This window comes from Klebsiella sp. H-Nf2, from assembly GCF_002806645.1.
Classification (GTDB): Bacteria; Pseudomonadota; Gammaproteobacteria; order Enterobacterales; family Enterobacteriaceae; genus Klebsiella; species Klebsiella variicola.
On record NZ_PIBL01000002.1, the window covers coordinates 325,363 to 350,078 of the forward strand.

The 24,716-nt window shown below is 58.3% G+C and carries 25 protein-coding genes and 1 tRNA gene; 13 read left to right on the forward strand and 13 right to left on the reverse strand.

Annotation, left to right across the window (positions count from 1 at the left end; translation table 11 throughout):
- Positions 1-19: 19 nt before the first annotated feature.
- The 4 genes from dsbC to lysS all read left to right on the forward strand — a co-directional run bounded on the left by dsbC (position 20) and on the right by lysS (position 5,183).
- Entirely contained in the window at positions 20-733 is a 714-nt protein-coding gene (gene dsbC, locus CWM58_RS08295; protein ID WP_008806425.1) for a bifunctional protein-disulfide isomerase/oxidoreductase DsbC, read from the forward strand.
- A gap of 5 nt (positions 734-738) precedes the next feature.
- Complete coding sequence (recJ, locus tag CWM58_RS08300) at positions 739-2,472, forward strand: single-stranded-DNA-specific exonuclease RecJ (protein WP_100680715.1); 1,734 nt, start codon at positions 739-741, stop codon at positions 2,470-2,472.
- An 85-nt stretch (positions 2,473-2,557) separates the two neighbouring features.
- A protein-coding gene (prfB, locus tag CWM58_RS08305; protein ID WP_100631279.1) for a peptide chain release factor 2 occupies positions 2,558-3,656 on the forward strand; the annotation gives its coding sequence in 2 pieces (ribosomal slippage) (positions 2,558-2,632 and positions 2,634-3,656; 1,098 coding nt in all).
- 9 nt (positions 3,657-3,665) lie between these two features.
- Positions 3,666-5,183, forward strand: coding sequence for a lysine--tRNA ligase (gene lysS / locus CWM58_RS08310; protein ID WP_061153360.1), 1,518 nt, complete (start codon positions 3,666-3,668; stop codon positions 5,181-5,183).
- Between the two features lie 231 nt (positions 5,184-5,414).
- Here lysS and idi read toward each other — a convergent pair whose 3' ends face one another.
- A complete protein-coding gene (idi, locus tag CWM58_RS08315) occupies positions 5,415-5,969 on the reverse strand; it encodes an isopentenyl-diphosphate Delta-isomerase (RefSeq protein WP_100680716.1) in 555 nt (184 codons plus the stop codon).
- Positions 5,970-6,247: 278 nt separating this feature from the next.
- Here idi and actS point away from each other — a divergent pair, with 278 nt between their 5' ends.
- Together actS and CWM58_RS08325 are read left to right on the forward strand one after the other, a co-directional pair.
- Positions 6,248-6,961, forward strand: coding sequence for an amidase activator ActS (gene actS / locus CWM58_RS08320; RefSeq protein ID WP_061153362.1), 714 nt, complete (start codon positions 6,248-6,250; stop codon positions 6,959-6,961).
- Between the two features lie 80 nt (positions 6,962-7,041).
- Positions 7,042-7,115 (forward strand) — tRNA-Gly (locus tag CWM58_RS08325).
- A gap of 164 nt (positions 7,116-7,279) precedes the next feature.
- On the opposite strand, the gene CWM58_RS08330 is transcribed toward CWM58_RS08325, so the two are convergent.
- Positions 7,280-8,668 carry an MFS transporter gene (locus tag CWM58_RS08330; protein ID WP_100680717.1) on the reverse strand — a complete coding sequence of 463 codons (1,389 nt, stop codon included), beginning with the start codon at positions 8,666-8,668 and terminating at the stop codon, positions 7,280-7,282.
- A gap of 129 nt (positions 8,669-8,797) precedes the next feature.
- Between CWM58_RS08330 and CWM58_RS08335 the strand changes: the two genes are divergently transcribed.
- A complete protein-coding gene (locus CWM58_RS08335) occupies positions 8,798-9,727 on the forward strand; it encodes a LysR family transcriptional regulator (RefSeq protein ID WP_100680718.1) in 930 nt (309 codons plus the stop codon).
- 351 nt (positions 9,728-10,078) lie between these two features.
- Here the strand turns inward: CWM58_RS08335 and CWM58_RS08340 are convergent, their stop codons facing one another.
- The 3 genes from CWM58_RS08340 to CWM58_RS08350 form a co-directional block, all read right to left on the reverse strand.
- Entirely contained in the window at positions 10,079-10,882 is an 804-nt protein-coding gene (locus tag CWM58_RS08340) for a carboxymuconolactone decarboxylase family protein (RefSeq protein WP_100680719.1), read from the reverse strand.
- Positions 10,883-10,983: 101 nt separating this feature from the next.
- Positions 10,984-11,547, reverse strand: coding sequence for an NAD(P)H-dependent oxidoreductase (locus CWM58_RS08345; protein ID WP_100680720.1), 564 nt, complete (start codon positions 11,545-11,547; stop codon positions 10,984-10,986).
- 2 nt (positions 11,548-11,549) lie between these two features.
- Positions 11,550-11,858, reverse strand: a complete 309-nt coding sequence (locus tag CWM58_RS08350; RefSeq protein WP_004151785.1) for a superoxide dismutase — start codon at positions 11,856-11,858, stop codon at positions 11,550-11,552.
- Between the two features lie 138 nt (positions 11,859-11,996).
- Between CWM58_RS08350 and CWM58_RS08355 the strand changes: the two genes are divergently transcribed.
- Both CWM58_RS08355 and CWM58_RS08360 read left to right on the forward strand, forming a co-directional pair.
- The gene (locus CWM58_RS08355) at positions 11,997-12,896 is read left to right on the forward strand and encodes a LysR substrate-binding domain-containing protein (RefSeq protein ID WP_100631284.1); all 900 of its coding nucleotides are present in this window, start codon (positions 11,997-11,999) and stop codon (positions 12,894-12,896) included.
- Positions 12,897-13,066: 170 nt separating this feature from the next.
- Positions 13,067-13,342: a hypothetical protein gene (locus CWM58_RS08360; RefSeq protein WP_061153368.1), complete on the forward strand. Its 276-nt coding sequence runs from the start codon at positions 13,067-13,069 to the stop codon at positions 13,340-13,342.
- A 6-nt stretch (positions 13,343-13,348) separates the two neighbouring features.
- Here the strand turns inward: CWM58_RS08360 and CWM58_RS08365 are convergent, their stop codons facing one another.
- Together CWM58_RS08365 and CWM58_RS08370 are read right to left on the reverse strand one after the other, a co-directional pair.
- The gene (locus tag CWM58_RS08365) at positions 13,349-13,921 is read right to left on the reverse strand and encodes a DUF1349 domain-containing protein (protein WP_100680721.1); all 573 of its coding nucleotides are present in this window, start codon (positions 13,919-13,921) and stop codon (positions 13,349-13,351) included.
- A 26-nt stretch (positions 13,922-13,947) separates the two neighbouring features.
- Complete coding sequence (locus CWM58_RS08370; RefSeq protein ID WP_061153370.1) at positions 13,948-14,241, reverse strand: YciI family protein; 294 nt, start codon at positions 14,239-14,241, stop codon at positions 13,948-13,950.
- Between the two features lie 583 nt (positions 14,242-14,824).
- On the opposite strand from CWM58_RS08370, the gene CWM58_RS08375 reads away from it, so the two are divergent.
- Both CWM58_RS08375 and CWM58_RS08380 read left to right on the forward strand, forming a co-directional pair.
- Positions 14,825-16,378 carry a peptide MFS transporter gene (locus CWM58_RS08375; protein ID WP_100680722.1) on the forward strand — a complete coding sequence of 518 codons (1,554 nt, stop codon included), beginning with the start codon at positions 14,825-14,827 and terminating at the stop codon, positions 16,376-16,378.
- Between the two features lie 184 nt (positions 16,379-16,562).
- Complete coding sequence (locus CWM58_RS08380) at positions 16,563-16,862, forward strand: DUF1889 family protein (protein WP_061153372.1); 300 nt, start codon at positions 16,563-16,565, stop codon at positions 16,860-16,862.
- A 62-nt stretch (positions 16,863-16,924) separates the two neighbouring features.
- Here the strand turns inward: CWM58_RS08380 and CWM58_RS08385 are convergent, their stop codons facing one another.
- From CWM58_RS08385 to CWM58_RS08400, 4 genes are read right to left on the reverse strand one after another with little or no spacing between them, the layout of a single operon-like run.
- Positions 16,925-18,373: an MdtP family multidrug efflux transporter outer membrane subunit gene (locus CWM58_RS08385; protein WP_100680723.1), complete on the reverse strand. Its 1,449-nt coding sequence runs from the start codon at positions 18,371-18,373 to the stop codon at positions 16,925-16,927.
- A complete protein-coding gene (mdtO, locus tag CWM58_RS08390; protein WP_100680724.1) occupies positions 18,370-20,307 on the reverse strand; it encodes a multidrug efflux transporter permease subunit MdtO in 1,938 nt (645 codons plus the stop codon). Before mdtO ends, CWM58_RS08385 begins: the two co-directional genes overlap by 4 nt.
- Positions 20,308-20,319: 12 nt before the next feature.
- Positions 20,320-21,345, reverse strand: coding sequence for a multidrug transporter subunit MdtN (gene mdtN / locus CWM58_RS08395; RefSeq protein WP_008806390.1), 1,026 nt, complete (start codon positions 21,343-21,345; stop codon positions 20,320-20,322).
- Between the two features lie 6 nt (positions 21,346-21,351).
- Positions 21,352-21,624, reverse strand: a complete 273-nt coding sequence (locus CWM58_RS08400) for a YtcA family lipoprotein (RefSeq protein WP_008806389.1) — start codon at positions 21,622-21,624, stop codon at positions 21,352-21,354.
- A gap of 206 nt (positions 21,625-21,830) precedes the next feature.
- Between CWM58_RS08400 and yjdI the strand changes: the two genes are divergently transcribed.
- Together yjdI and CWM58_RS08410 are read left to right on the forward strand one after the other, a co-directional pair.
- Positions 21,831-22,061 (forward strand): 4Fe-4S mono-cluster protein YjdI, encoded by a 231-nt coding sequence (gene yjdI, locus CWM58_RS08405; RefSeq protein WP_012540613.1) that lies wholly within the window; start codon positions 21,831-21,833, stop codon positions 22,059-22,061.
- Between the two features lie 11 nt (positions 22,062-22,072).
- Positions 22,073-22,345 carry a GNAT family N-acetyltransferase gene (locus tag CWM58_RS08410; protein WP_002916201.1) on the forward strand — a complete coding sequence of 91 codons (273 nt, stop codon included), beginning with the start codon at positions 22,073-22,075 and terminating at the stop codon, positions 22,343-22,345.
- A 42-nt stretch (positions 22,346-22,387) separates the two neighbouring features.
- On the opposite strand, the gene CWM58_RS08415 is transcribed toward CWM58_RS08410, so the two are convergent.
- The gene (locus CWM58_RS08415) at positions 22,388-23,800 is read right to left on the reverse strand and encodes an EAL domain-containing protein (protein WP_100680725.1); all 1,413 of its coding nucleotides are present in this window, start codon (positions 23,798-23,800) and stop codon (positions 22,388-22,390) included.
- Complete coding sequence (locus CWM58_RS08420; RefSeq protein ID WP_012540615.1) at positions 23,797-24,702, reverse strand: fimbrial protein; 906 nt, start codon at positions 24,700-24,702, stop codon at positions 23,797-23,799. The genes CWM58_RS08415 and CWM58_RS08420 overlap by 4 nt, the downstream gene beginning before the upstream one ends.
- Positions 24,703-24,716: the final 14 nt, after the last annotated feature.

Sequence of the window (24,716 nt, forward strand, 5' to 3'; positions counted from 1 at the left end):
CTGAACAAAAGGACTGAGTATGAAAAAAGGTTTATTGATGTTCACTCTGCTGGCGGCCTCGCTTTCCGGCGCGGCGCATGCCGATAGCGCGGCGATCAAACAGTCGCTGGCGAAGCTGGGTGTGCAGAGTACCGATATCCAACCGTCGCCGGTTTCCGGGATGAGCACGGTGTTGACCGACAGCGGCGTCCTGTACGTCACTGACGATGGCAAACACATCATCCAGGGGCCGATGTACGATGTGAGCGGCGCGCAGCCGGTCAACGTCACCAACCAGTTGCTGGTCGGTAAGCTGAACGCGCTGAGCAACGAGATGATTGTCTATAAAGCGCCGAAGGAGCAGCACGTCATCACCGTCTTCACCGATATCACCTGCGGCTACTGCCATAAACTGCACGAGCAGATGAGCGATTACAACGCGCTGGGCATTACCGTGCGCTATCTGGCCTTCCCGCGCCAGGGGCTGCAAAGCCAGGCCGAGCAGGACATGAAAGCCATCTGGTGCGCGAAAGATCGCAACAAAGCGCTGGATGACGCTATGAACGGCAAAGGCGTACAGCCGGCAAGCTGCAATGTGGATATCGCCAAACATTACACCCTCGGCGTGCAGATGGGCGTCAACGGCACCCCGGCGATGGTTCTCAGCAACGGTATGGTGTTGCCGGGCTATCAGGGGCCGAAAGAGCTGAAAGCGTTCCTCGACGAGCATAAAAAACAGACAAGCGGTAACTGATTCGCGTGAAACAACAGATACAACTACGCCGCCGTGAGGCGGTTGACGGCGTCGCTCTCCCCGCCGACCTGCCGCCGCTGCTGCAGCGGCTGTACGCCAGCCGCGGGGTGCGCAGTGCGCAGGAGCTGGAGCGCAGCGTCAAAGGCATGCTGCCGTGGACGCAGCTCACCGGCGTTGAAAAAGCGGTTGAAATGCTGCATGAGGCTTTCGAGAATGGGTTGCACATTGTCGTGGTCGGCGATTTTGACGCCGACGGCGCCACCAGCACCGCGCTCAGCGTGCTCGCTTTACGTGCGCTGGGCTACGGCAACGTCTCCTATCTGGTGCCGAACCGTTTTGAAGACGGCTACGGCTTAAGCCCGGAAGTGGTCGATCAGGCGCACGCCCGTGGCGCGCAGATGATCATGACCGTCGACAACGGGATTTCGTCACATGCCGGCGTCGACCATGCCCATGCGCTGGGCATTCCGGTGCTGGTGACCGATCACCATCTGCCGGGCGAGACGCTACCGGCGGCCGAGGCCATCGTTAACCCTAACCTGCGCGAGTGTGATTTCCCCTCGAAATCACTGGCCGGGGTCGGGGTGGCGTTCTATCTGATGCTGGCGCTGCGTACCTTCCTGCGCGATAAAGGCTGGTTCGACGCCCGCGGTATCGCCGCGCCAAACCTGGCTGAGCTGCTGGATCTGGTGGCGCTTGGCACCGTCGCGGACGTCGTGCCGCTGGATGCCAATAACCGCATTCTGACCTGGCAGGGATTAAGCCGTATTCGCGCCGGTAAATGTCGCCCAGGCATTAAAGCGCTGCTGGAAATTTCCAACCGCGACCCGCAAAAACTGGCGGCCAGCGACCTTGGGTTCGCCCTCGGGCCGCGCCTGAACGCGGCGGGACGGCTGGATGATATGTCCGTCGGCGTCGCGCTGCTGCTGTGCGATAACATCGGCGAAGCGCGCGTGTTAGCCAACGAGCTCGATGCGCTTAATCAGACGCGCAAAGAGATTGAGCAGGGAATGCAGGCCGAAGCGCTGACCCTGTGTCAGCAACTGGAGCGCAGCAGCGACACCCTGCCCGGCGGGCTGGCGATGTATCATCCGCAGTGGCATCAGGGGGTGGTCGGCATTCTGGCATCACGCATTAAGGAGCGCTTCCATCGCCCGGTTATCGCTTTTGCCCCTACCGGCGACGGCACGCTGAAAGGCTCCGGACGCTCCATTCAGGGGCTGCACATGCGCGATGCGCTGGAGCGCCTGGATACGCTCTATCCGGGGCTGATCCTGAAGTTCGGCGGCCACGCGATGGCGGCGGGCTTATCGCTGGAAGAGGCGCGCTTTGAGGAGTTTCAACAGCGCTTCGGCGAGCTGGTGACCGAATGGCTGGATCCCGCATTATTGCAGGGCGAGGTGGTTTCCGATGGCCCGCTGGCAGCGGCGGAGATGAGCATGGAAGTGGCGCAGATGCTGCGCGATGCCGGACCATGGGGGCAGATGTTCCCGGAACCGCTGTTTGATGGCCGTTTCCGCCTGCTGCAGCAGCGGCTGGTAGGCGAGCGTCACCTGAAAGTGATGGTCGAACCGGTTGGCGGCGGCCCGCTGCTGGACGGTATTGCTTTCAACGTTGATACTTCCATTTGGCCGGACAACGGCGTGCGCGAAGTGCAGTTAGCCTACAAGCTCGACATCAACGAGTTCCGCGGCAACCGCAGCCTGCAGCTGATCATCGATCACCTCTGGCCAAATTGACAACAGTGTATTAATAAGGGCGCGAATCCGGTAGAATTCCGCTCTTATCACCGCATTTTGACAAATCCATTAAAAGAAACCGACCATGTTTGAAATAAATCCGGTAAAAAACCGCATTCAGGACCTCACGGAGCGCTCCGACGTTCTTAGGGGGTATCTTTGACTACGATGCCAAGAAAGAGCGTCTCGAAGAAGTAAACGCCGAGCTGGAACAGCCGGACGTCTGGAACGAACCTGAACGCGCCCAGGCGCTGGGTAAAGAGCGTTCTTCCCTGGAAGCCATCGTGGATACCCTGGATCAGATGTCCCAGGGGCTGGAAGACGTGGCTGGTCTGCTGGAGCTGGCGGTTGAAGCCGAAGACGAAGAGACCTTCAACGAAGCGGTTGCTGAGCTGGACGGGCTGGAAGAGAAGCTGGCGCAGCTTGAGTTCCGCCGCATGTTCTCTGGCGAATACGACAGCGCCGATTGCTACCTCGACATTCAGGCCGGTTCTGGCGGCACCGAAGCCCAGGACTGGGCCAGCATGCTGACGCGCATGTACCTGCGCTGGGCGGAAGCACGCGGCTTTAAGACCGAAATCATCGAAGAATCCGAAGGTGAAGTCGCGGGCATTAAATCCGTGACCATCAAAATCATTGGCGATTACGCCTATGGCTGGCTGCGTACGGAAACCGGTGTTCACCGCCTGGTGCGTAAAAGCCCGTTCGATTCCGGCGGCCGTCGTCATACCTCCTTTAGCTCGGCGTTCGTTTATCCGGAAGTGGATGACGATATCGATATCGAAATTAACCCGGCCGATCTGCGTATCGACGTTTATCGCGCATCCGGCGCCGGTGGACAGCACGTTAACCGTACGGAATCCGCGGTGCGTATCACCCACATTCCGACCGGGTTGGTGACGCAGTGCCAGAACGACCGTTCGCAGCACAAGAACAAAGACCAGGCCATGAAGCAGATGAAAGCGAAGCTTTATGAGCTGGAAATGCAGAAGAAAAATGCCGAGAAGCAGGCGATGGAAGACAACAAGTCCGACATCGGCTGGGGCAGCCAGATCCGCTCTTACGTGCTGGACGACTCGCGTATTAAAGATCTGCGTACCGGGGTGGAAACCCGCAACACTCAGGCGGTGCTCGACGGCAGCCTGGACCAATTTATCGAAGCAAGTTTGAAAGCAGGGTTATGAGGAACCAACATGTCTGAACAACAAGCACAGGGCGCTGACGCGGCAATTGACCTTAATAATGAACTGAAAACCCGCCGTGAGAAGCTGGCCGCGCTGCGTGAGCAGGGCGTCGCTTTCCCGAACGATTTCCGTCGTGACCATACCTCTGACCAACTGCACGCTGACTTCGATGCGAAAGAAAACGAAGAGCTGGAAGCGCTGAACGTTGAAGTGGCCGTTGCTGGCCGCATGATGACCCGTCGTATTATGGGTAAAGCGTCTTTCGTTACCCTGCAGGACGTTGGCGGCCGCATTCAGCTGTACGTCGCGCGTGATGACCTGGCGGAAGGCGTTTATAACGACCAGTTCAAAAAATGGGATCTTGGCGACATCATTGCCGCCCGCGGTAAGCTGTTCAAGACCAAAACCGGCGAGCTGTCCATTCACTGTACCGAGCTGCGTCTGCTGACCAAAGCCCTGCGTCCGCTGCCGGACAAATTCCACGGCCTGCAGGATCAAGAAGCGCGCTATCGTCAGCGTTACCTCGATCTGATCTCCAACGATGAATCCCGCAATACTTTCAAAGTGCGTTCGCAGATCCTGGCGGGTATCCGTCAGTTCATGGTTGGCCGCGGCTTTATGGAAGTGGAAACCCCGATGATGCAGGTGATCCCGGGCGGCGCTTCCGCGCGTCCGTTCATCACCCATCACAATGCGCTGGATCTGGACATGTACCTGCGTATCGCGCCGGAACTGTACCTCAAGCGTCTGGTGGTTGGCGGCTTCGAACGCGTCTTCGAGATCAACCGTAACTTCCGTAACGAAGGGATTTCCGTTCGTCATAACCCAGAGTTCACCATGATGGAACTCTATATGGCGTACGCGGATTACAAAGATCTGATCGAGCTGACCGAATCCCTGTTCCGCACCCTGGCGCAGGATATCCTCGGTAACACCGCAGTGCCTTACGGTGACCAGGTGTTCGACTTCGGCAAGCCGTTCGAAAAACTGACCATGCGCGAAGCGATCAAGAAATACCGTCCGGAAACCGAGATGGCGGATCTGGATAACTTCGATTCCGCGAAAGCGATCGCTGAGTCCATCGGCATTAAAGTTGAGAAGAGCTGGGGTCTGGGCCGTATCGTGACCGAGATCTTCGAAGAAGTGGCGGAAGCACACCTGATCCAGCCGACCTTCATCACCGAATACCCGGCAGAAGTTTCTCCGCTGGCGCGCCGTAACGATGAGAACCCGGAAATCACCGACCGCTTTGAATTCTTCATCGGCGGTCGTGAGATCGGTAACGGCTTTAGCGAGCTGAACGACGCTGAAGATCAGGCGCAGCGCTTCCAGGATCAGGTTGATGCGAAAGCCGCTGGCGACGACGAAGCGATGTTCTACGACGAAGACTACGTCACCGCGCTGGAACACGGCCTGCCGCCGACCGCTGGTCTGGGTATCGGTATCGACCGTATGGTCATGCTGTTCACCAACAGCCACACCATCCGCGACGTGATCCTGTTCCCGGCGATGCGTCCGCAGAAATAATCGCGTCTCGCGAAAGACAAAAAACCCGGCTTGCCGGGTTTTTTTATGTCTGATGTGAGGTCCGAAGCCTGACGTAGCCCGGCTCAGCGCAGCGCAAGCCGGGGGATCCCGGATAGCGGCGTAAAACGCCTTATCCGGGCTACGCAACGGCGCAGAACCGTAGGCCTGTGCAAGCGTAGCGCCGCCAGGCAATGATGACAGGTAGGGGGGGCGGCTGCGAGAATAGTCAGCTTACGCGCGCAGACGCGCAACGAAGTCGTTCAGCGCCTGGCGGGCGTCCTGGTTTTCGGCTTCCAGCACCATCCACGGGCTAAACGCCCACGGCGTGGCGGCCAGCGCGCTTAACATGGTTGGCAGGTCAACCCACTGATAGTCCATGACTTCATCATCGTTAGGCTGCACTTCGCTCACTACGCGCGCGGCATACACCGGACACACTTCGTTCTCAACGATACCGTTCGGGGCGACCGCCCGGTAGCGGAAGGCCGGGTGAATCGGCGCGATATCGGCGATCTCCACGCCGAGCTCGAAACGACAGCGGCGTGTGACGGCCTGCTCGAAGGTCTCGCCCTGCTGGGGGTGTCCGCAGACCGAGTTAGTCCACACCCCGGGCCAGGCTTTTTTGCCCAGCGAACGACGGGTGACCAGAAACTGACCCTGCCGATTAAACAACCAGCAGGAAAACGCGAGATGCAAAGGGGTATCAAGCGTGTGGGCGGCATACTTCTCCAGCATACCGGCAGGCTGATCCTGCTCATCCAGTAAAATGACGTGTTCCCCGGCCATGACGACTCCTGAAAATAAAAAATGACCCGGCACAAACCCGCCGGGTCATGTACACAGGCCATTAGGGTAGCCCATAAACGGCAGAAAGGCATTACCAAAACAAGCCCTGGAGGCTGGTCTCACGACGCGTGGTACGGGCGTGAATCTTTCCGTCGCTGGCCGCATGCGATGCCTGAGGGGCATCTGTTAGCCATCAGGGATGACGCCTTGCGCCGCGGACTGGTATGATAATCGCCCTGGTTGCGAGGTAAGTGGTTGTGTTAAGTGCAGGATGCCTGATGATGAAACGCTTTTATATGACACTGATGCTGGTGGCAAGTCTGGTGCTGGTCGGTTGCTCCAGCACCTCCGATTCCGGTGCGACCTACACCGTCAAACGTGGCGATACCCTGTATGGCATCTCCCGCACCACCGGCACCAGCGTTCGCGATCTGGCTCGCCTGAATAACATCTCCCCGCCTTACACCATTGAGGTGGGGCAGAAGCTGAAGCTTAACGGTAGTGGCGCGTCAAAGACGACGAAGAAAAAGTCTTCCTCTACGCGCACTGCGGCGGTCACCCCTTCTTCTGCGGTACCTCAATCCTCCTGGCCGCCGGTGGGACAGCGCTGCTGGCGCTGGCCGACCAGTGGCAAAGTGGTCCTGCCTTATTCCACCGCCGATGGCGGCAATAAGGGCATTGATATTGCCGGGACCCGCGGGCAGCCGGTGTATGCCGCCGGGGCGGGCAAGGTGGTGTACGTCGGCAACCAGCTGCGCGGCTATGGCAACCTGATCATGATTAAGCACAGTGAGGATTACATCACCGCCTACGCCCACAACGATAAGCTGATGGTGAATAATGGCCAGAGCGTGAAGGCCGGCCAGCAAATTGCCACCATGGGCAGTACGGATGCTGATTCAGTGCGCCTGCATTTCCAGATCCGCTATCGGGCGACGGCCATCGATCCGCTGCGCTATCTGCCGCCGCAGGGCAGTAAACCTAAGTGCTAAAAGGTTATTTTATCGCCAGTCAGCATCCGGCGGGCTTGTCACAGGGTGCGTAAGGGCTATAATGCTTCTCGCACCTCTTCGCGGGCGTAGTTCAATGGTAGAACGAGAGCTTCCCAAGCTCTATACGAGGGTTCGATTCCCTTCGCCCGCTCCAAACTCAAGTCTCCTGAAGTCTACCCAACTCAATTTTCCCTTGATAAATCAGCGGTTATAGCATTCTGTTAGTCTATTGAACTCCGACGGAGGACTCCACTTTGGTTGCGGGATCAGCGTCTTGCGCTGCTGGCGCTGGAGTAGCGTTTAGTGATATTTTCGCATTTATCCTGTTTCCGCAGGATGAGTAATTTTACGCAACCGGCTCGCGCTGACGATGACCGATACCGCAGAGGCCGCGGCAGCGCACCACAGCGCAACATGAATTGACCTTTCATCTGCTGCCAGCAGAACGCCTACGGCGGCGGCTCCCAGACACTGCCCGAAAGTGCGCATAATGGATAAAACACCGGACGCATAACTCGCGTGCTCACGAATAACGTTTGAGAGCATTTCCCGGTTATTGGGACTCTGAAAGCAGCCAAACCCTATTCCGCACACCAGACTTCGCAGGCAGATATCCCACATTGAAGGGCTGGCGGGTAACGTCGCCAGCAGGATCAAACCGACGACAAAAATCACCAGCCCCAGGGTGGATATCGCCGGGGCTGATATCGTGTCCGCCCAACGGCCTGCATGCGGCGCAATCAGCACGATCCCTAACGGCCACGGCGTAAACAGCAGGGCAGACATCACCGGACTGTAGCCGTATTCGCTCTGAAACAGAAAGGGCAGCGCAATAAAGGTGATCCCCTGGCTGACAAAAGCAATCATCGACGTGAAGGCCGCGAGGGTAAAACGTTCATTTTTAAACATGGTCGGCGGCAGTAAGGGATGACCCGAGCGGCGGATTTGCCAGATAAAAGCCATGCCGCTCAGCGCAGCGAGAATCATCCAGCAAAGGCTGCCGAATTGATGAGTAGCGTCCTGTAGGCTGTTCGCCGCCATGATCGTCGAACCCAACAGCAGCGCCGACAATATGGCGCCCAGGGTGTCGAAGGGCGCCTGCATACGGATCGCATCACGCGGCAGCGCTTTGACCGCCAGCAGTAAGGCGAGGGTGCCGGGAAGAACGTTTATCGCAAACAGCCATTGCCAGCTCAGGGTGTGAAGGATCGTACCGCCCAATACCGGGCCGATAGCGGAGCTGGAGGCAATGAGCAGGGCATGGAACCCCAGAATGCGGCCAAGTAATCGTCCGGGAAATACGGACCTGAGTATTGCGGGGGCAATACTCAGCGTCGCCGCGCCGCCGATCCCCTGAAGCACGCGCATACCGATTAGCACTTCGGGCTTATTCGCCAGCGCGCAACCCAGTGATGTCAGGGTAAAGGTCGTCAGGCCCGCCAGAAATACAGGGCGATAACCCAGGCGGGCCGCAAGCGCCGCGAATATCGCCAGCGTCATCGCAGCCGCCAGCAGATACCCGTTGGCGAACCAGACGGCAATACTGGCAGGTACCTGCATCTCCTGAGCCATTGAGGGCAGGGCAATGTTGATCATGGTGCCATCAAACACGCCCATTAAGGTGGTGGTCATTATTGCGGCCATCACCCGTGCGCGCGCCGGGCCAGGCAGTCCTTCGTCGCCGGGTTGACTGGAAAAGAGCGTCATCATTTGTCCTCTGAGAAGAGTGTATGGATGACAAAACTATAAAGATGGCTTTTACTGGGCGGAAGACGCACTATTTTCACTTTATTGTTGCATCAAACGCCTTATCTTAATGTGCTGGGAGGAAGGGTGATGTCTGATCCCGATTTTAATTTGCTGGTAGCACTCGACATATTGCTGAGTGAAGCGAGTGTCGCAGGAGCGGCTCGTCGTCTGAACCTCAGCACCTCGGCCATGAGCCGGACATTAAGCAGGTTACGCGATGTCACAGGAGACCCGATCCTGGTGCGCGCCGGGCGTAACATGGTACTGACCCCGTGGGCCGAAGCGACCCGGGATCGCGCCAGGCGTGCAGTGTACGAGGCCAGGGCGGTATTGCAGCCCTCAACTGAAACGTTCAGCGCGAGAAGTCTGGCGCGTCTTTTTACCATCAGGGCAAACGATGGTTTTGTGGTGGCGTTTGGGCCTGCGCTCATAGCCGCGGTTGCCGATGCCGCGCCGGACGTCTGTATACGCTTCGCGCCTAAGCCGGAAAAAACGTCGCGCTATCTTCGGGAAGGGCTGGTTGATCTGGAGATTGGCGTTCAGAGTAATATGGGGCCAGAAATACGGCTGCAACGACTGTTTGAGGATCGGTTTGTTGGCGTCGTGCGTAAAGGGCACCCTCTGGCTAAGCAGGCAGAAATAGGCGTGGGTGATTATGTCGCCTGGGGCCATGTGATAGCGTCACCCGAGGGCGCGTTGCACGGATCCGTTGACGATGCGCTGGCCGAACTGGGGACAAAACGTAAAATTGCGAGCGTCGTACCGGGATTTCCGACGGCACTGTCCGTGGCGCTGGAATCGGATCTTATCGCCATGATACCCGCACTCTATTTACTCAATCAGCAGGTAACGGACCAGGTACACGTTTTCGAGCTGCCGTTCAAAAGCCGTCGTATTACGGTATCGCAGATGTGGCACCCAAGAATGGAACGCGACCCCGGTCACCGCTGGCTGAGAGAGCAAATTCTTGCGATATGCGGTGTGGGGAGGTCAGTCATGACTAAGGAGCCTGTATAGCGATTGCTATAACATCAATTTATATTAAATGAATAGTTCAAATTACTGATATTTAAGATAAAAAAATCAAACGAAGTAGCGGTGTAGTAGCTAAATTGAGATGTCCATCTCTGACCAAATAGACATGTCCGCGCTACCGTCTCACCACAGCGATCGCTACTTTCAAAGGATGAGACTCATGACGGCATACGGAACGGAAATTTTCTCAATGAGCGATGTGAACAGACTCACGATCGAAGTTTCCACGCGTCGATAGACCGTTTATGTCCTTTCCGCGAGATTTAATCGAAAGCCCTCGTGCTACCTTTAAACTGATAAATAAAGGACAGCTTTCCTGTCCTTTATCCTTTTTTATTCAGCTTTGCTCTCGCGCGATCGCAACACTTCACCGACCACCGGGGCAGCGGTAAACGCATTTGGCCATCCCGCGTAGAACGCCGCCTGGGCGACCACTTCTCCGGCCTCTTCAGCCGAAAGCCCATTATCCATGGCTCTGTTTAGGTGGTAGCCAATCTGCGCGCTCTGTCCGGCGGCGATTAACGCGCTGACCGTCACCAGACTTCTGTCGCGGGGCGTAAGCGCGGGCCGTTGCCAGAGGTCGAGAAACAGCGGGTCGGCGGTAAATTTAACCAGGCCAGGCGAAATGGGACCGACATTTTTCTCCACGGTCTCTGCACGCTGTTTCTCTACCTGTTCATTGAGTGGCAGCAGTGTCGGCGAGGCGGCGGGCAGGGCCTCTGCCGTGATGCCGCGGGCTGCAAAGATCGTTTTGGTCACGCTGACGGCTGACATCGCATTGGGCCAACCTGAGTAGAACGCCAGATGGGTAATGATCTCTGATACTTCCGCTGGCGTTACACCGCTATCGAGGGCGACTTCAATATAGTGCTTAAGCTCGCCTGGCTGGTTGCGGGCAATCAGCATGGCCACAGTCACGATGCTGCGGTCGCGGGTGGACAGGGCGTCACGTTGCCACAGGTCGTTAGTAATCGCTTCACGGCCGAAGCGTGCCAGCGCCGGGGAGACCGCGTGAATGTCAGCGTCCGAAAGAGTGGAAGGGGGTATTTTCATCATCATTTGATCTCTTTTTTCGTTGGCATAAGCAAAATCAGACAGCACAAGCGACATGACCGCCGCGGCAATCGCCCTTTTCATGTTTTATTCTCCCTGCTCAAAGAACGAAAAACGACTGCACCCATGCCTTTGCTTGCAGAAGATTTAGCCCCATCAACGGCATCTTCATTTGCTGCTTTAGTTTATTCGGCCAGGGATTTAAGCTGTGCGATCAGTCTGGCCGCGTGTTCCCGGGCACGCGCTTTTTGCTGGGCGATTTTGTCGGTATCCCGGTCGGCATAGCTGATGCCGCAGGTATAAACCGGCGCCAGCAGCTCAAGATTGCACAGCCTTGCCGTGGTCTCGAACGGAATAAGATACTCTTCAATGGCATGGCCAAAGAAACCGTCAGCGCTATACGCCGCCTGCGGCGCCCCGGTGGTGAAGGAGAGGATCAGCTTTTTACCACCCAGTTTCGCCGTTGAGCCATGCGCGAAGCCGTGAACAAAGACCTCGTCCAGCCACTGTTTCATTAACCCGGGCAGCCCATACCAGGAAAAAGGAAACTGCCAGACAATCACATCGGCCCTGAGCAGGCTTTCCTGCTCTGCGGTGATGTTGATGTTGCCGTGCGGATAGAGCCAGTCCAGACGGCGGATTTCCGCGTCGGGCAGGGCGGTTGCCACTTCGTCGAGGATGGTGGCGTTGGCGATGGAATGGTTGAGGTCCGGATGCCCGGAAACGACAAGGATATGAGGCGTTCCCATCGTTACTCCTGATGTTTAAATTCGGCTGAGAAGAGATTTTCCCAGCTAATAAACGAGCCGAGTGGAATACACTCGAAGGTTAATAAACCCGCTTTTGCCAGCGGAAATTCGGCCATGACGTTATTCGCCTCTTCCACGGTGTCGCATTCGAGGAAAATAGCGACGCCGGGTCTGTCCTGACGGAAATAAATGTCACGGATAAAGCCAGACTTATACAGTCCCCAGGCATGCAGGGCTTCCGCGGTAAGATGCGGCGCATAGTGTTCCAGCGTCGCGCCGGGCGCGGGAATATCCAGACATAAAATTCGCATGATGGTCTCCAGAATTCAGTTATCAGCGGGAAGAGACAAAAGTATACGAGCCACAGCTGGCGAAGATTAGGCGGTCATTGACTTAAGAATATTTAGCCTGTACTTAATAATCAGGCGAGGTTGGCTTAAGGAGATGCTATGAATAACGCCCTTTATAATCAGATACGCATCTTTCAGAGCATTGCGCGCGAAGGCAATATTTCGGCAGCCGCAAGAAAACTGGAAATTACGCCTCCCTCCGTCAGCAATGCGCTTAAACTGCTGGAGGAACATATTGGCCACCCCCTTTTTGTGCGCACCACCCGGCGAATTGAGCTGACGGAAACCGGCCAGCAGCTGCTGGAGCAAACTGCGGCGGCGGTGGAGGTTCTGGAAACATCGCTGGAGAGCCTCCGCGACCAGAATCAGGAACCCTCCGGGGCGGTGAGGATTACGCTCTCGCGCTTTGCCTACCTGCTCATTCTGAAACCGGCGATGGCGGCATTCTGTCAGCAATATCCGGGGATCCAGCTGGAAATATCGGTCTATGACGGTACCGTTAATATCATTGAAGAACGTTTCGACCTGGGGATCCGCTTTGGCGATATTCTTGAAGGCGGAGTGGTTGCCCGCCCATTAATGAAACCGTTTCGAGAAGGGTTGTATGCCTCCTCAGCCTATCTTGCCGAATATGGCGTGCCTGAGGTGCCCGCCGACCTCAACCCTCACCGGCTGATTGGCTATCGCTTTATTACCAACAACCGCATCCTGCCGCTGATCCTCAATGACCACGGCGAGCAACTGACCGTTGAGATGCCCGGACAGTTAATCAGCAATGATATTGACGTCATGGCAGATGGTATCCGCCATGGACTGGGGATTGGCCGCTTATTTGAACCCATATGGCGGCTTCAGCCCGATCGAGAACAGTTTATACCGGTGATGGAAGACTACTGGAAAACCTACCCGCCGGTTTATCTCTATTACCCGAAAAACGCGGGCAGAACGAAAAGAGTGAAAGCCCTGATTGATTTTCTGATAGCGCATACCGCGGAATAGAGGCTATTTTGCGTGCGAAATGTCTGAAGGCGCAGGCCCTGTCTTTCCCTCACTCTTAACCCTATACTCCCTGCGGATAAATCAGTTTTTATCGCGGTGCATTTTGCCGTTCAACGGCCATCCCATCGTCAACGCGATGGGCGGGAAATATCAATAAGGGAGAGGCAGCAATGGGCAGACGCTTAATGGTCTGTATGTTCGCGCTGGTGGCGTTTTCGGCCAGTGCAGCGCAGGGCGTTCACGGTGGCCATAACGGCCAGTCGGTGATCGCTGGCGCCGACGGCGGCAACGGTTCAGACGGTGGCGATAGCGATAACTCATCGGGCCGAGCAGGGTGCCCGGGTGGCACCGATCCTGATAAGCACGGCCATTTTTACCTGCCTGGCACCAGCGAACCCTGCAATCCTGGCACTCAGGATGCAGAGAAAGTCAGGTCCTCCCGCTAGCGCCGCTCAGCTCAGATCGTGTAGCGCTTTGTCTGATGGCGGGGAAAGCTGAATATCCTGAAACTCAACCGCCAGTCCGCCACGCTCCGGTGAGCAGCACATGACGCCCGCTTTCACCGGGCCTGGCGGAAAGTAGCCCAGACGCAGCAGCGGCCAGCGCTCGCCGTCAGTCGAATATTGCAGCCTTAACGCATCGCCTTTGCGGGTCAGCCGCAGCCAGAAGGTGCGTGGGTCGCCGGGAAAAAGCCCGGTGGCCCAGTCGGAGTGATTCAGCGTCAGTACGCTGCCGATGGCCGGGGCATCGTCATTGAATTCAATTCCCGCCTTCAGCCAGGTCTGCTCGTCCGCCATCATCATCAGCCCGGCCTGGTCGTAAAGCGTGGTGAAATCCGCACATACTTTTGCCTGCAGGGTAAAATCGCCTTCCACCTCAGCAGCGTAAAGATGGCCAGAGAAGCGCTCGAAGCCATACCAGGTATGGCGCCAGAAGTCGGTATGCTTATTGGTGACCACCGTCAGACCGCCGGAAGTGCAGCGCCATTCGGCAGGTTCATTGATCCAGTGAAATGACGGCTGCATTTATCCTCCGGAACCGTTCAGACGACCTATAACAGCGACTGCAGCGCGGGTGACGCCATGCTGGCCTCAAAGGGAATAATCTCTGTACGGGCGAGACCCAGCTGCTGGAAGGGGTCCTGACTCAGACGCGATTCCAGAATTTCCCGGCTGTCACATTTCGCCAGAATCACCCCGCCGGTGCGGGGAAGGCGGCGGCCAGAGGCGAGAAAGAGGCCATCAGCATAGCCTTTTTTGAGCCATTCGACGTGCGCGGGAATGGCGTCATCCACCTCTTCGAGCGGTTTTATATACGTTAAAACAACCACATAAATCGTACTCATCCTGAAAACCCTGTCAATCCGATGGGATCTTCAGCCTGACACATTTCGATGAGGGATAAAAGAAAGCGCGGCATTTTTCCGTGCTATTGAACACGCCCCTTTTGCTTTCCTACTGTTTTTAACCTATTGCGCTGCGCTGATAGTCGTAGATAAGCGATTCTGCTGCGGTAGGCGGGTGCTTGCCAGGGACGAAGATGATTGGGCAATTTTGCTATTTAGCGCGGGTGTATCACGCTCATGCTTATTTTCCTTACTTTTCCTGTCGTTATCTTTGGCACCAATACGTGCTGCGGTTGTCCTTGATTATTTAATCAACTCATTGATTTTAATGTTTAAGTTAAGGATTTGTGCGCGAAAGTACAATGTCAATGCTCTTGTGGTTTTTGTGGCTGTTAAATCTATAAAACTAGATGTTTGTCGAGTTTTCATCTAAAAAGAGAGGGTGTGGGGCTGGACAAAACCATTGCGTGGTTATCAAATGGTTAAAAATTCTTGTAGTTTATGTTAATGCAAACAAATTATAAATCGTCAGCCCGCTTTATACGGTTAACTTGCGCTGTGGCGCACCTTACCTGGAGAATTTATGCATTCCTCTGTTAATAAAAACGAAAGCCGAACCTTTTTCGGTCATCCTTACCCCCTGGGCTCCCTGTTTTTCACGGAAATGTGGGAGCGTTTCTCGTTTTACGGCATCCGTCCCTTACTGATCTTGTTTATGGCGGCGACGGTGTACGACGGCGGGATGGGACTGGCGCGGGAGAACGCCTCGGCGATCGTCGGAATTTTTGCCGGCAGTATGTATCTGGCCGCGCTGCCGGGCGGCTGGTTGGCGGATAACTGGCTTGGTCAGCAGCGGGCCGTCTGGTACGGCTCTATCCTGATTGCGCTGGGGCACCTGTCGATCGCCCTGTCGGCATGGCTGGGCAACGACCTGTTCTTTATCGGCCTAATGTTTATCGTCCTCGGTTCCGGGTTGTTTAAAACCTGTATCTCGGTGATGGTCGGCACCCTGTATAAAAAAGGCGACGCGCGTCGCGACGGCGGTTTTTCTCTGTTCTACATGGGGATCAACATCGGCTCGTTTATTGCGCCGCTGATCTCCGGCTGGCTGATTAAATCCCATGGCTGGCACTGGGGCTTCGGCATCGGGGGGATCGGGATGCTGGTGGCGTTGGTCATTTTCCGCGTCTTTGCCGTGCCGTCGATGAAGCGCTATGACGCGGAGGTCGGCCTTGATTCCACCTGGAACAGCCCGGTGGCGAAAAAGAATGGCGTCGGAGCGTGGCTGCTGGCGCTGGCGCTGGGAGTGGCGGTGCTGGTCACGCTCATTAGCCTGGGCACGATCGTGATTAACCCGGTGGCGGTGGCCAGCGTGCTGGTCTATGTGATTGCCGCCTCCGTAGCGCTCTATTTCATCTGGCTGTTCGTCTTCGCCGGGCTGAATCGTAAAGAGCGGGCGCGCCTGCTGGTGTGCTTTATTTTGCTGGTCTCGGCGGCCTTTTTCTGGTCGGCGTTTGAACAGAAACCGACCTCCTTTAACCTGTTTGCCAACGACTACACCAACCGGATGATCGGTGATTTTGAGATCCCTGCGGTCTGGTTCCAGTCGATTAACGCCTTATTTATCATTCTGCTCGCGCCGGTATTCAGCTGGGCGTGGCCTGCGCTGGCGCGCAAAAACGTGCGTCCGGGCAGTATGACCAAATTCGTCATTGGTATCCTGTGCGCCGCGGCGGGCTTTGGCCTGATGATGCTGGCGGCGCAGAACGTCCTGAGTAACGGCGGGGCCGGTGTGTCGCCGCTGTGGCTGGTGGGCAGCATCCTGATGCTGACGCTCGGTGAGCTGTGCCTGAGTCCGATTGGTCTGGCGACCATGACCCTGCTGGCGCCGGAGAGAATGCGCGGCCAGATGATGGGGCTGTGGTTCTGCGCCAGCGCGCTGGGTAACCTGGCGGCGGGCCTGATTGGCGGTCATGTGAAGGCCGATCAGCTGTCGCTGCTGCCTGACCTCTTCGCCCGCTGCTCCATCGCATTGCTGATCTGCGCCGCCGTGCTGGCTGTGCTGATTGTCCCGGTCCGCCGGATGCTGGAGAACAGTCGGTCCAGCGCCGGGCAAAAATCCGTCAGCAACGCCTGACGCGCTCCTCAGGCCGGCCCTACGGGGCCGGCTTATTTTTTGCACGAAACCCGCCTCAGCAGAACAAAATCCGTTTTTCAGAATGCGCGATGTCCCATAACGTGAGCGTGTTCTTTGAAATTACGTCGCTTTCCGGTCCATAGTGTAGTCAGGTTTACTATGTGGTTAATATAAGGACACACCTATGCCAGCAGTCATTGATAAAGCATTGGATTTTATTGGTGGTATGAATACGTCTGAGCCAGTACCACAGTCTATGGATGAAAGTACCGCGAAGGGAATTCTCAAATATTTGAAAGAACTGGGCGTGCCCGCCACCCCGGCCGACGTCGCTGAACGCGGTCAGCAGCAGGGCTGGAGCGCCGGGTTTACCGACAAAGTGGCGGAATGGGCTGAACGGGTCGCCGCCGGCGAGCGGATGGTCATCAAGCATCCGGAATTCTTTTCCACCTATATGCAGGAGGAGCTGCGCGCCCTGGTGTAATCGCCGCGCATCCACCCCGCCTCTTCAGCTTAATGCCTTCCCCTATTGGGAAGGCATTTTTGTTACTGCCCGCGATAGCCGCCGCCCAGGGCTTTGATCAGGGTAATGTCGGTGCTTAGCTGCTGGGCCTCAATGTCCAGCAGCAACAGCTGCTGGACGAGGACCGCCCGGCGGGCTTCTTCGGCGGCGTAGCGGCTGAGCAGGCCGCGCTGATAATGGGCGCGAGCGCTGTCGGTGGTGGTCTGCGCCGCGGTGACTTTTAGCTGCTGCAGCGCACGCTGTTGGTTCAGATCGTTAAGCTGGCTGGAGCTGATGGCGACATCGCGAACTGCGTCCAGCACCGCCTGGTTGTACTGTTTGATCAGGATGTTGCTGGCGGTGCGCACCGACTGCAGATTAGCGTTCAGACGACCGCCGTCGAAGATCGGCAGATACAGCCCGGGCAGCAGGTTGATCTGCTGGAAAGAGGACTTAAACAGATCCCCGACGCTTAGGGCGTTATATCCCCAGAACGCTTTGATATCAAAATGAGGATAGAAGGCCGCTTTCGCCGCATCGACCTGGCTCAGGGAGGCGGTGACGTAGCCGCGCAGCGCCTGCAGGTCCGGGCGGCGGGCCAGCAGCTCGAATGAGAGCGATGGCGGCAGCGTCTCCTGGAGCGCCGGCAGCGCCACCGGATGGATGGCCGGCATGCTCTGTGCATCGGCGCCGATCAGCGCCCGCAGGGTTTCACGATACAGGGTCAGCGTTCCCTCGGCGCTAATGATCTGCTGGCGAGCGGCGAGCTGCTCGGCCCGGGCATTGGCCACATCCACACTGTCTTCCACGCCGCGTTGGGTCCGGTGCTCGTGGGCCGCTACCGAGAATTGGGCAATACCCTCCAGCTCCTGCAGCAGCGCGATTTTCTGGAACGTCGCCTGCATGGCGAAATAGAGCTGCGCCACGCTGCTGGCGATGTCGAGCTCAATGCCGGCGGTTTCCGCCAGCCGGGCATTTTTCTCGCCAATGGCGGCGGCGACCCGGGCGCGATCGGCTCCCCAGAGATCGATATTCAGCTGCGCCCCGACGCCAACGGTATTCAGCGTATACCAGGGACCGTTCTTATCCACCGGCAGGGAGTACGAGTAGGGCCAGCTAAAGGATTTGTCGGTGATCCGCAGGCGGTTTTGCGCCGCGACAGCGGTGGCCTGCAGGCCCATTGCCGACTGGGCGAGTTCCACCGTGGACTGCGACTGGGAGATGCGCAACCGGGCGGCCTGCATGGTCGGCGAGTTCTGCAGCGCCCGGTTGATCAGCAGGTTGAGCTGAGGATCATCATAGGCCTCCCACCAGCGGGCTGCCGGCCAGTCGCTGTTCGCCAGGTGGATCACCTGGGCCAGCTGGGCCTGCTGCGGATTGACGATGGCGACCTGGGAAGGCTCATCCTGGATCAGCGCGCAGCCGCTGAGCAGCGTCAGCGTCAGGGTAAAGAGAGTGACCCGCAGTCGCGCGGGGAAAGGAAGCATCATCATGACGTTTTAGCCTGTTGCTCAGTCGCTATCGGTGTCGGGCCCCAGTCGGGCAGGGTGGCCAGCGCGGCAGCCAGCGCCGGGCCAAAGGGGTTGCTGAGATCGGCGGCCAGCGTCCCGTCAGGTGCTGCCGCCTCCTGTTCGATACGTTCGGCGTAGCGCCGCAGCTGTTCGGCGCAGCGGGCCAGCGTCGGGTCTCCCGGCGCGGCGTTGAGCCGATAGCCTTCGCTGAGGCGGGCGATCTCCTCGGCCTGGGCGAGGGTGGCGCGCATCGGCCAGCCTTTCGCCTGGGGCCAGGGATGGGCCCAGGTGCCCAGCGGTTCAGCGCGAACCCGATGGAGCAGCGCTTCGCTGTCGGTGAAGGCGACAAACAGAGGGGCCAGCGGCACCGCCTCCTTCGGGGCGGCGAGACAGTCCGCCAGCCGGCGATAAAGCGCCGCAAGACGGGATTTCAGCTGTGGCGCTTCGCTGTCCGGCCAGAGATACAAATGGACAATGGAGGAGACCAGCACCCCGAGCAGGATGCCGAGCACCCGATCCCGCAGCTCGGTGAGGTTCGTCAGCGGGCCAAACCAGCTGAGGAAGGCCAGCGCAAAGGTGAAACCAATCTGGATCCCGGCGTAGGCGATACGCTCCGAGCCGGCGGCAATCCACGCCGCCAGCGCCAGCACCGGCAGGGACATCGCCAGCAGGCCCGACAGCGAATCGGTCCAGGGCTGGACAAAAACGATTAACAGCAGCGCCAGCAGGGTGGCGAGCAGCGCCCCGCCGATGCGTAGCCATGTCTTTTGCATCGTGGCGCCCAGCCCGGGCTGGGCGACGATGACGCAGCTCAGCATGATGGTGTGCAGCCCCTGCCAGTCGGCAGCGGTATAGAAGACATAGCAGATTAGCGTCGCCAGCAGGGTCTTGAGCGCAAAATGGAGATAAGCCGGGTTGCGCCAGGCATCCGGCGCCAGCAGGGGCGCCTTCTCCACCTCACCCTGCGGCAAGGCGACGGGCTCACCCTGCGCCAGCTGCTGCAGGAGGGTAGCCATCTCCTGCAGAACGGCGCGATTAATGCCACGACCGCTGAGCGTCAGGGGAGGAATAGCGCCGTCAAACTGTTCCTCGCTGAGGGCACTCTTCAGCTTCAGTACCGCCTGCGACAACTGCTGACGATCGTCGCTATCCGCCTCGTCCGCTTGCAGCAGCGCCGCCAGCTGGTAGCAGCGCAGGGTGGCGGCCAGCCGCGAGCGCCAGGCCTGCGGTTCGGCGGCTATCTCCGGCGTGGCCCGGCTGGCCTGGGCGAACAGCGACTGCAGCTGGTTGAACTGCGCGGCGGTCTCGCCGAAGGTCGGTGGCGCTTCATCGCCAGGAGCCGTCAGCCGCCGGGCGACCTCGTGCAGCATCCCTGCCAGGCGCGCCTTAAACTGGTTGCCGGGAAAGGCCTGCTGAAAACAGGCGTTGACCAGCAAAGTGACGAGGATCGCGGTGTTAATCGCCACCCACAGCCAGAGCAGCAGCCGCACCAGGATCTCGCTCTGACTGGTCATTGACGGGAAGGTCTGAGCGTAAATCACCGCCAGCGCCACCACGAAAAAAGCCAGTCCCAGCTTACCCAGCACCCGCATCAGGTAGATGGCGCAGAAAAAGAGCGCCACGGAGGCCGCCAGACGGATCAGCGGGTAGTCATAGGTCCACTTGATGATCAGCAGTACGCCGCCGAGCGCCACGGTGACGGTGACAAAAAAGACCACGCTGACCAGCTTGATCATCAACACGTTAGGCTGACTGACGTAGAACACGACGATCAGCGCAACGGCCAGGAAGGGGATCTGCAGGGTCATAAACAGGGTGATGAGCACCGCGCAGCTCAGCGTCAGGCGCAGCGTGTAGCTGGCGCGTCCTGGCGCGTCGCGCAGCTCCTGGCGTAAAAAATGGGCGAGAGGAAACATAGCGTCGCCCGGCTACGGCTGCAGCACGGCGCTGGCCGAGGCGCCCATGCGGAACAGCGCCGGATCGGGATCGCTGACGGCGATTTTCACCGGGAAGCGCTGCGAGACGTGAACCCAGTTAATGCTTTTCTGGATCAGCGGCAGCCCTTCGATGACGCTCCCGCCTTCGGGCAGGACCCCGGAGCCGACCGAATCTACCACGCCGTTAAAGGTCCGGTTGTGGTTGGTCATCACGGTGATCCGCGCCGCCACGCCGGGGCGCACGTTGTTCAGGTCGGTTTCGCGGAAGTTAGCGATCACATACCAGCGATCGTCATCCAGCAGGGTAAAGACTGGCTTCAGCGCCGAGGCGTACTGGCCGACGGTGGTTTTCAGCGCCACCACCACGCCGTTGAACGGCGCGCGCACTTCGGTAAATTCCAGATGCAGTTCAGCGAGGGCGATTTGCGCCAGGATCCCGGCGCGTTGCGCTACCATGGCATCCACGCCGGTCACGGCCGCCGAGGCCTGTCTGGCCTGCAGCAGCGTGGCCTCCAGCTCCGCCCGCGCCGCTTTCTCAGCGGTGCGCGCCTGATCGAGATCTTCCTGGGAGGCAAACCCCTGCGGCACCAGCGGCTCAAGGCGGGTGCGCGTGGAGGTGGTCTGCTTGACCAGCGCTCTGGCGCGCTCGACGGCGGCCGCCACCGACTGGGCGTTATACTCCTGCGCTTTGATGGTACGCTGGGTCAGCATGATCTGCGCGTCGAGGGTCGTCAGCCGCGCTTTCGCGTCATCGAGCATCGCCTGATAGGGGCGGGGGTCGATGCGGAACAGCAGATCGCCTTTTTTCACCCGCTGGTTATCGCGAATGGGCATCTCCACGATGCGTCCGCTGACCTCGGGCACCACATCGATGGTATCGGCATAGACATAGGCGTCATTGGTCTCCGGCGAGGTTTGCAACTGCCAGATAACCAGGATCAGCGCCAGGATAGCGGCAAGGACCAGCGCCAGCAGAGGCCACTTTTTGCGTAACAGGGGAGTGCGGGAAGTTGTCATAAGCGATCAGTGAACAAAAAACAGAAACCACAGCAGCGTGGCGAACAGGAACATCAGCGCGACATAGCTGAAGACCAGGGGAGAAAAGCGTGGCTGCCAGCCTTTACGGGTAATCAGGATATGGCAGGGGATCAGTAAAAACGCCCCGCCCAATAAGCAGAAAAACCAGCCGGGGAACGCGGCGCCCAATACCGGGATCGCGGGCGAAAGTGAGCAGCCGGAAAGCGGTAAGACGAGCAGTAACCGCGCCGGGCGGGCGATGGTGGCAATATGATTCAATAGAGCATCCCTGAGTGATCATACCAGTGTGTGATGAGTGTAATCGCCTCGTTGCGGGAATGAAAGTCAACGGATCGCCGACTGCGGGATCCTTACCCGATGGGAAAGCATGATGTGAGGCGCCAATTCCCACGCTTACGCGTAGTCAGCCTCGACGTGTAGGACTATGCTTAGCCTGAAACATAAAAAAAGAACGAGGCAATGTCATGGATAAGGAATTACTGGAAGCGGGCTACCGGGCCTACACCGGAGAGAAAATCGACGTCTACTTTAATACGGCGATCTGTCAGCATTCGGGGAACTGCGTGCGCGGCAGCGCGAAGCTTTTTAACCTGAAGCGTAAACCGTGGATTATCCCGGATGAAGTGGATGTGGCAACGGTGGTAAAAGTGATCGATACCTGCCCGAGTGGCGCCCTGCACTATCGTCATAAATAAGCGAGGAGAAGATGGAAATACTGGAAGGGCACAACAAGTTTTATGTTAACGACGCGCAGGGAAACCAGGTGGCGGAAATTGTTTTTGTTCCCACCGGCGAACACCTCAGTATTATCGAACATACCGATGTTGATCCCAGCCTGAAAGGCCAGGGCGTGGGGAAACAGCTGGTGGCGAAGGTGGTGGAAAAAATGCGCCAGGAGCAGCGGAAGATCATCCCTCTCTGCCCGTTTGCCAAACATGAATTCGATAACACCCGCGAATACGACGATATTCGCGCCTGACGTACCGGCACCGGTGCCAGCCGGTGCGCTTTTCTCGCGCCATCAACGATCCGCCGGATCGCGCTGATGGGAAAAGCGGCGGATCAGATCCGGGAGATGCTCGCGCCGCATCGGCGGTGAAAACAGATAGCCCTGGAAACGGTCAATACCCAACGATTTTAACTGCGTAAACTTCGCCAGCGAATCCACCCCTTCCGCCACACAGCGGCTGTCGCTTAACTGGCAGTAGTAGGCCAGGCTTTTTATCAGCGCAAGCGCCTTTGGATCGTGCTGGGCGTCGTTGACGATGCTCATATCCAGTTTATAAGCATTGAAGTGCAGGCGACGCGCCGGAAAAATGACGCTCCCCTGAGAAAAGCAGTCGTCCAGCATCACCCGCACGCCAGCACGTTGCAGTTCCTCCACCTGGGCGGTGGAGCGGCTCTGACGGCGAAAATCGATGGTTTCAGCATATTCCAGTACCAGCCTTTCCACGCCCTCTGTCTGCCGGAGCTGCTGGCGAGCGGCTTCCACCATCCGCAGCAGGCTATCGCTGGCGGCGAGCGAGGAAGGAATATTGACCGAAAAATAGAAAGTACCCGGATGCTCATTAATATTCTGCACGGCCTCCTGCAGGACAAAGGCCGTGAGCAGAAGCCAGGCGTAGTCGGCGCGGAACTGCGGCAAAAAAGCCTGCGGGTGGAGAACCTGGCCGCGGTGGCGCCAGCGGATCAGGATCTCCACCCCCTGTAGCTGTGAGCGACTATCGACGATAGGTTGAAAAACCGGGAAGACCTGGCGATCGTGGATCGCTTGTACCCATTCCTGTTCAAACGCCGACAGTGAGCTGGCGGATGAGCGCGGTAGCAGCGTGCGCGGAAAGCGGGGGGCCAGATGCGGGTGATATTCCACCAGCTTTTTCACCCCGGCCAGCCGCTGGGTGTAGAGCGTTTTCTGGCTCAATCCGAGACGCCGGGCCTGCTCGCCTATCGTCTGCCCTTGCAGCAGGGCGAGGATCACTTTGAACTCAGCATGGCTCAACCCGGCGGCTCGTTTGTCGTGGAGCAGGGCGGCTTCACTGGCAAGCCGCTCAAGTCGCGGTGCGTTCTCCAGCCGATCGGCCAGCTCCGTGCAGGACAGATCGGCGGGGGCGGTATGGACGTTGCGCAGACGATCCGGATGACTCACCTGATAAAGCAGCGTTTGCCACAGCCAGATGGCCGGGCTGCGGCTCAGAATCAACATCGGTAACGGCTGCAAGGCCTGGTCGAGCAGCCTTGCCGCCTGGCGCAGCGTGGTGAGCATCCACAGGGGATCGTCAGGGAGAAACACCACGATCCGCTTCACGGCGGTCAGCTCCCGGAGGGACACGCCCTCGACCGGCAGCTCAACGGGCCGCTTCGCGGCGTTCAGCATCAGCTGGCTCAACCCGCGGGCGGCCAGCGAGCAGGGTGAGAGGATATAATCGGTCATCATTGATAGACAAAGGTGATGCCGATGATCGACTGCACGTTGCCGGCGGTGACCTGGCCTGTGGTCCGGGCATAGGTTGCCGTGAGGCCGAGATTAACTGGCGAGGTACTGACGGTGCCCAGCGAGACCGTGCTGTTCGCCGGCACGGCGCTGCCGTTGCGGGTCAACTGAACGCCTATCCCCTGCGCCGGCGAGGCGGAGGCGGTATTGGTGAAGATCGCGTTGGCGCTATCCGCGGTGGTGCCGGAGAGGTAATACCCCAGCTGCTGGCTTTGCGCGCAGTGCACGGTGAGCGGCACGGCCATCGATCCCGGGTAGTCGGGGAGGGTGACGGTGACATCGCGGGCGGAGACATCGCAGCCGCCGGTGGGGACCACCACGTCGTTGTTGGCGTAAATGTTCCAGATGAACTGGAAGGAGTCGCTATTGTAGTTGTTGGTCTGATGCAGGATCAGCACCGCGATTAACGATCCTGCGGTGATCGCCACCCCACCGGCGGTGCTGACCGGCGTCAGATACAGAACGGTGGGCCAGGGCTTATCGGTCCGTGAATCGTAAACCACCCGTGCCGTTTCCGTGGTGGTCGGGAAGGGGTAAGAGGTGCCGTTATATTTCACGGTGCCGGAGAAACTCGACAGCACGCCGCCGTAGGCGGATCCGCGCTGCAGGGTGACGTAGTCAGTGATCGTTTCCGGATAGTCGTTATGGCAAAAAATCTGCGTGGAGAGGTCGACCACCAGGTTTTGCCCGACGTTAACCGCCGGTGTCAGATTAACGTAGACGTTGGCTGACCCGCCGCCTATGGGGATCGTCGCCCCGGTGGCCGTTTTGCAGGCAAAGGACCAGGCGTTCATCGACCAGCCCAGCAGTAGCAGGGTGGTGAACAGGGGGATAATTTTTTTCATCATGATGCTCTCCT